General features: G+C 71.3%; 6 protein-coding genes. 4 read left to right on the top strand and 2 right to left on the bottom strand.

Annotated features, from left to right (window positions below):
• The first annotated feature begins 128 nt into the window (after nucleotides 1-128).
• Nucleotides 129-905: an HNH endonuclease family protein gene (locus ACZ4FV_RS51530; protein ID WP_465328334.1), complete on the top strand. Its 777-nt coding sequence runs from the start codon at nucleotides 129-131 to the stop codon at nucleotides 903-905.
• 54 nt (nucleotides 906-959) lie between these two features.
• On the opposite strand, the gene ACZ4FV_RS51535 is transcribed toward ACZ4FV_RS51530, so the two are convergent.
• Nucleotides 960-1,889, bottom strand: coding sequence for a zinc-binding alcohol dehydrogenase family protein (locus ACZ4FV_RS51535; RefSeq protein ID WP_395874515.1), 930 nt, complete (start codon nucleotides 1,887-1,889; stop codon nucleotides 960-962).
• An 84-nt stretch (nucleotides 1,890-1,973) separates the two neighbouring features.
• On the opposite strand from ACZ4FV_RS51535, the gene ACZ4FV_RS51540 reads away from it, so the two are divergent.
• Nucleotides 1,974-2,429 carry a MarR family winged helix-turn-helix transcriptional regulator gene (locus tag ACZ4FV_RS51540; protein ID WP_465328337.1) on the top strand — a complete coding sequence of 152 codons (456 nt, stop codon included), beginning with the start codon at nucleotides 1,974-1,976 and terminating at the stop codon, nucleotides 2,427-2,429.
• A 9-nt stretch (nucleotides 2,430-2,438) separates the two neighbouring features.
• Nucleotides 2,439-3,044, top strand: coding sequence for a hypothetical protein (locus tag ACZ4FV_RS51545; RefSeq protein ID WP_395874519.1), 606 nt, complete (start codon nucleotides 2,439-2,441; stop codon nucleotides 3,042-3,044).
• On the opposite strand, the gene ACZ4FV_RS51550 is transcribed toward ACZ4FV_RS51545, so the two are convergent.
• Nucleotides 3,028-4,092: an RDD family protein gene (locus ACZ4FV_RS51550; RefSeq protein WP_465328339.1), complete on the bottom strand. Its 1,065-nt coding sequence runs from the start codon at nucleotides 4,090-4,092 to the stop codon at nucleotides 3,028-3,030. The two genes, ACZ4FV_RS51545 and ACZ4FV_RS51550, sit on opposite strands and share 17 nt — an antisense overlap.
• Nucleotides 4,093-4,142: 50 nt before the next feature.
• On the opposite strand from ACZ4FV_RS51550, the gene ACZ4FV_RS51555 reads away from it, so the two are divergent.
• Complete coding sequence (locus ACZ4FV_RS51555; RefSeq protein WP_465328341.1) at nucleotides 4,143-5,150, top strand: stage II sporulation protein M; 1,008 nt, start codon at nucleotides 4,143-4,145, stop codon at nucleotides 5,148-5,150.
• The last annotated feature ends 429 nt before the right edge of the window (nucleotides 5,151-5,579 follow it).

The raw sequence follows: 5,579 nt of genomic DNA on the forward strand, positions 1-5,579 counted from the left end.
GCCGCCCGCCGGGACGGAAGACTCGGACCCCCCCCCCCCCCCCGCCCCCCCCCCGCCCCCCCCCCCCCCCGGCCTGTTGCGGGTAGCCATCGACCAACGACACACGACATCCCTCGGGGGGCGGTCGCATGCAACGGCGGACGTACATATCCATCCTGCTCGCCGCGGTCGCGCTGACCGCCTGCCAGGGCGACGACTCCACGGCCGAATCCGCGGCGGGCGCCGACTCCGCCACGGCCGCCTCGGCGCCGGAGCAGGCCCCCGGCGGCAGCGCCGCGGCGAACCCGTTGGAGAACGAGCAAGGCGTCAAGCCGGGCCTGGCGCCGCTGACTTCGCCCGCCGACCTGACCCGGGCCCGGGCGCTGATCGAGCGGGTGAACACCAAGGGCCGCGGCCCGCAGACCGGTTACGGCCGGGAGAAGTACGGGCCGGCCTGGACCGACAGCGTCACCGATGTCCCGTTCGGCCGGAACAGCTGCGACACGCGCGACGACATCCTCAAGCGGGACGGCCTGGCGACCCGATGGAAGGACGCCAAGGGTTGTGTCGTGACCACCATGACGCTGTCCGACCCCTACTCCGGCAAGGACATAGCGTTCACCAAGGCCAAGGCGTCCGCGGTGCAGATAGACCACGTGGTGCCGCTCAGCGCGTCCTGGCAGATGGGCGCCGCGCAGTGGGACGCGGACAAGCGCCGACGACTCGCCAACGACCCGCTCAACCTGCTCGCGGTGGACGGCCCGATCAACGGTGGCAAGGGCGATTCGAGCCCGGCGACGTGGCTGCCGCCGAACAAGGCGGTGCGCTGCTCGTACGTGGTCCGCTACGCGCAGGTCTCGATCAAATACGACCTGCCGGTGACCGACGCGGACAAGCAGGCGATGCTCGCGCAGTGCGCGGGCTGACCAGGTGAGCGGGCCGGCCGAGTGACCGAGTGGCCGGCTCGTGACCGACTCCGCCTACGGCCGCAATACGACCTTGCCGAGATTGGCGCGCGCCTCGATCACCGCGTGCGCCTTCGCCGCGTCCGCGAGCGCGAACGTCTCGTGCACCGCGACCCGCAACCGGCCCGACAGTGCCAGGTCCCACAACTCCCGCCGATGCCGCTCGTACAAGTCCGGGAACGCGGTGGAGAACCGGGCCATCGACATCCCGGTGATCGTCCGCGCGCCCGCGAGCAGTTCCCACGCGGGCACGGTCCCGCCGCCGGAGTTGAAGAACACCAGCCGCCCGAATGGGGCGAGCGCGGCCACCGCGCGCGGCAACACGTCACCACCGACGCCGTCCAGGACGACGTCGACCGGCTCGCCCCAGGACTCGGCGTCGTAGCGCACCACGTCGTCGACCCCCAGGCCACGCAGGAAGTCGGCCTTGTCGAGCGAGCCGACGGCCGCCACCACACGCCGCGCGCCGCGCGTGCGGGCCAGTTGCACGGCCAGGTGACCGGCCCCGCTCGCGGCACCGGTGACCAGTACGGACTTCCCCTCGACCGAGCCGGCCGAGGCCAGCGCGCCGAGCGCGACCTGCCCGCCACGCACCAGCGCGACCGCGTCCACGGCGCTCGCTGTGGCCGGGATGTGCGACGCGGTGAAGGTCGGCGCGAGCGCCAAGTCGGCGTACGCGTTCGCGAACGAGATCGCGACCACCCGATCCCCGACCGCGTACCCGGTGACGTCCGGGCCGACCGCGGACACCTCGCCGGCCACGTCCCCACCGACCACCCCCGGCAGCGGCAGCCCGCCCTCGCGCACCTTCCGCACGCTCGGCAGGCTCACCCCGATCGCCTCGGTACGGATCAGCAACTCGCCCGACCCCGGCTCGGGCGCCTCGGCATCCTCCACACGCAGCACCTCGGGACCGCCGTACTCGTAATAGCGAACGCGACGCACACACACCTCCAGAAATCATGGGAAGTTCCAACGATATTTGATGGATCGTGGGAAAGTCCAATGATTCCCGGGTAGGCTGCGCCCATGGTCGACAAGCTGCCCGCCCCCGCCCGGATCCGCGTCCTGCCGAGCTGGCTGCTCGGCCGAGCCGCGGCGCACGGCCGCGGACTGGTCCGCGCGGCGCTGGCCGGCGACGGCATGCCGATGCTGCATCACCTGGTCCTGATCGCGGTCCAGGAGTACGGCCCCGTCGCCCAGGCCGAACTCGCCCGCACGGTGGCCGTCGACCCCAAGGACATGGTCACGATCCTGAACTCCCTCCAGGCCGACGGCCTGGTCACCCGCACCCCCGACCCACGCGACCGGCGCAAGAACGCGATCACCACCACCGAGGCCGGCGAACAGCGCCTGGCCCGGCAGGAACCGCTCGTGGACGCCGCGATGGACGAACTCCTCGCCCCGCTCGACCCCGCCGAACGAGCCACCTTCCTCGCCCTGCTCACCCGCGTGGTGGCCGCCGGCGGACCCACCGTGTCGTAGGGTCCGCGCATGCCCTCAGGCAGCTACTCCTTCCACGACCCGCACGACGGCACCCCCCTCGGCACGGAGCGCTTCTCCTGCGCCCCCGGCCCGATCGGCTGGCGCTACACCGGAAGCGGCATCGACCTGACACTCGACGCGCGCGGCCGACCGCTGCGCCTGGAGGCGCTCGCCGGCGGCTGGCGGGTCCGCGGCGGCGCGACGGTCGTGGACGGCACCGCCGGCGTGGTGTGGCTGCGCGCCGCGGCGGACCCGACCCTGGACGTGCCCGCGACCGAGGCCGAGGCGAAGGCCGCCGGCTTCACCGGCCGCTCACCGGCCTTCCTGATCGCCACCGCGACCCTGCTCAACCTGGCCCCCGGCGGCACCGCCCGGCTGCGCCTGATCGCGCTGACCGAACCGGTGCTGGCCGCCCACACGGTGGACCAGTCCTGGACGCTGGCGGCGGTGGAGACCCACGACGGCCTGATCGTCGAACGCTACGAGGTGGACGACCTGGCCACGGGCGACCGCGCGATCGTGCACCTGAGCGGCGACGTGGTGCTCGCCGCCCCCGGCATCGAACTGGAAACCCTCGACACCCCGCCGAACCGCCGAATCACGACGGCGGGGTGAAGCCGGGATCCTTGCGGCGGGCGGGCTCGGAGGGCTGGGAGGGCGGGGCGGGCTGGGCCGGTTCGGTGGGCTCGATGGGCTTGGCGGACTCGGCGGGTGGGGCGGGCTCGGCGGGTGGGGCGGGCGGGGCCGGAGGTCGCGGTGTGGGAGGGGACTGGGGCACCGGCGGGGGAGTCGGCACCCAGGCCGGGGTCTGCGTCGGTCCTGGTCCCGGTCCTGGTCCTGGTGTCGGTGTCGAGCCCCATTCCGATCCCGATTCCGATCCGGCGGGAGGAGGGGTGCTGGGGGCGTATCCGTGTCGGGCGGCCGTGTACCGCTCCCAGTCCCGGCGCTGGCGCTCGGCGAGTACGGCGGCGAGAAAGACCACCGGATGCATTCCGGGCGGCGGCCCCATCCCGATCCGGTTCGCGGTGTCCACCATCAGCCGCTCGCCCAGCGACGCCTCTATCGCCGGATCGAGCTCACCGCGCCGCGACAGGTACTGCCGAATCGCCAACGCGAGCTCGTCGGTCAACCCCGACAGCTCGATTCCGGTCGCCCACGCCGCGGCGGCCGGATGCAGCGGCAGCGGTAGCTGCCGAGCACCGGGGGTGCGCTCACGCACCACGAACGTCCCGGCCGCCATGTCCCCGAGACGTCTGCCGTTCTTCGAGGCCAGCGACGAGAACACCGCGCCGCATCCGACCGTGGTCCAGAAGTCCACGAAGAACCCGAGCAACGCGCGCACCAGCGCCTGCCGGAACCGGACCGGCCCACCGTCGTCGCGAACCACCCGCAGCCCGAGTGCCATCTTCCCGAGCGAGCGCCCATGCGTCACGGTCTCCCACGCCACCGGCCAGCCGATCAGGACCAACACCAGGATCGACAACGACAACGCCGCCACGAGCGCCTCGTCCGCGTCCGGAACCGCCAGCGACACCAGCCAGACCGTCAGCAACAGCAGCGCGAACTGCGCGGCCAGGTCGATCACCATCGCGAGTGCCCGGCTGGGCAACCGCGCGGGGCGCAGGTCGAGCGCGACCGCTTCTCCCGTGACGAGCTCGGACACGTCCACCTCCAGTGTGTGCGTCGATGTCGCTCCCAGAGAGGATGCACCGTATGGATGTCGACGTGTTCGTCGCGGTACACCGCCACGAGTGGGAACGCCTGGAACAACTCACCCGCCGCCGACGGCGCTTGTCGGGACCCGAGGTGGACGAGCTGGTCACGCTGTACCGCCGCACGGCCACCCACCTGTCGACGATCCGCTCCGCCGCGCCGGACCCGATGCTGGTCGGCCGACTCTCCACACTGACCGCGCGAGCCCGCTCGGCGGTCACCGCACCCCGCACGCCGGCCTGGCGGGACGCGATGCTCTTCCTGACCGTTCGATTCCCGGTCGCGGTCTACCGCAGTCGCCGTTGGTGGAGCGTGACGGCGATGGCGTTCCTCGCACTGGCCTCGATCATCGCCGCATGGGTCGCCCACGACCCGGCGGTACGCGACGCGGTGGCCGCGCCGGAGGACATCCGGGAGATGACCCGGCCGGGCGGCGACTTCGAGACCTACTACTCGAGCGCGCCCGCGAGTTCCTTCGCCGCGCAGGTGGCCACGAACAACGCGTGGGTGACGGCCGGCTGCCTGGCGCTGGGCATCCTGCTGGGCCTGCCGGTGCTGTTCATCGTCTTCAGCAACGCGATGAACGTCGGCGTCTCGGCGGGTCTGATGGCCGACGCGGGTCGACTCGACGTGTTCTTCGGCCTGATCACGCCGCACGGCCTGCTCGAACTCACCGCGGTGTTCATCGCGGCCGGCGTGGGCCTGCGCCTGGGGTGGACGGTGATCGACCCGGGCCCGCGCACCAGAGCCAGGGCGATCGCCGAGGAGGGCCGGATCGCCCTGGGCATGGCCGTCGGACTGGCCCTGGTTCTGGTCGTATCCGGCGTCATCGAAGCCTTCGTGACCCCGTCCGGCCTACCGACCTGGGGCCGCATCGCGATCGGTGTGGCGGCGGAGTCGTTGTTCCTCGGGTACGTGCTGATCCTGGGTCGGCGGGCCGAATTCGCCGGAGAGCGGGGGGATGTGGCATCCTCGGACGTCGCGGACGAACTGCCGATGGTCGCCTGAAGAGGTGATCTTGACAGCCCACCGACCGCACACGTAGATTCGAAGGGTTGTCGCGAAGTTGTTCAACGGCGCGACAGTCTGGTAGTCTCTGCCAGAGCCGAGCGGGGCGTCCGTCAAGGATCGCACTCCTGCCGCAGCATCACCATCGAATTTCTCGATCATCGGTCGCGTTCATTCGCGACGGGTTCGGCTATTTGCTGTTCTTGTGCATGTGGTTTTGGAATTTCCAATCGGCCGGAGCACGGCAGAAACGGGTTACCGAATCTGCTAAGCTCGAAGAGCCGGAAGCCGGGGAAACGAGAGTTTCGAAGGCCGAAAGCACGAAGCAACGGACGAAAAGCGGGTCGGAAGATCTGCTAGAGTCCGGGAGGCGGAAAACGCGGAAACGCGGTGGAAGCCGAAAGCGAGGAAAGCGAAGCCGCCGAAACG

The sequence above is a fragment of the Embleya sp. NPDC025285 genome (genome assembly GCF_055558835.1).

What these genes read in the sequence shown, in the direction of transcription:
- ACZ4FV_RS51530 (WP_465328334.1), top strand. Translation starts at nt 129, where the DNA reads ATGCAACGGCGGACGTACATATCCATCCTGCTCGCCGCGGTCGCGCTG.
- ACZ4FV_RS51540 (WP_465328337.1), top strand. Translation starts at nt 1,974, where the DNA reads ATGGTCGACAAGCTGCCCGCCCCCGCCCGGATCCGCGTCCTGCCGAGC.
- ACZ4FV_RS51545 (WP_395874519.1), top strand. Translation starts at nt 2,439, where the DNA reads ATGCCCTCAGGCAGCTACTCCTTCCACGACCCGCACGACGGCACCCCC.
- ACZ4FV_RS51555 (WP_465328341.1), top strand. Translation starts at nt 4,143, where the DNA reads ATGGATGTCGACGTGTTCGTCGCGGTACACCGCCACGAGTGGGAACGC.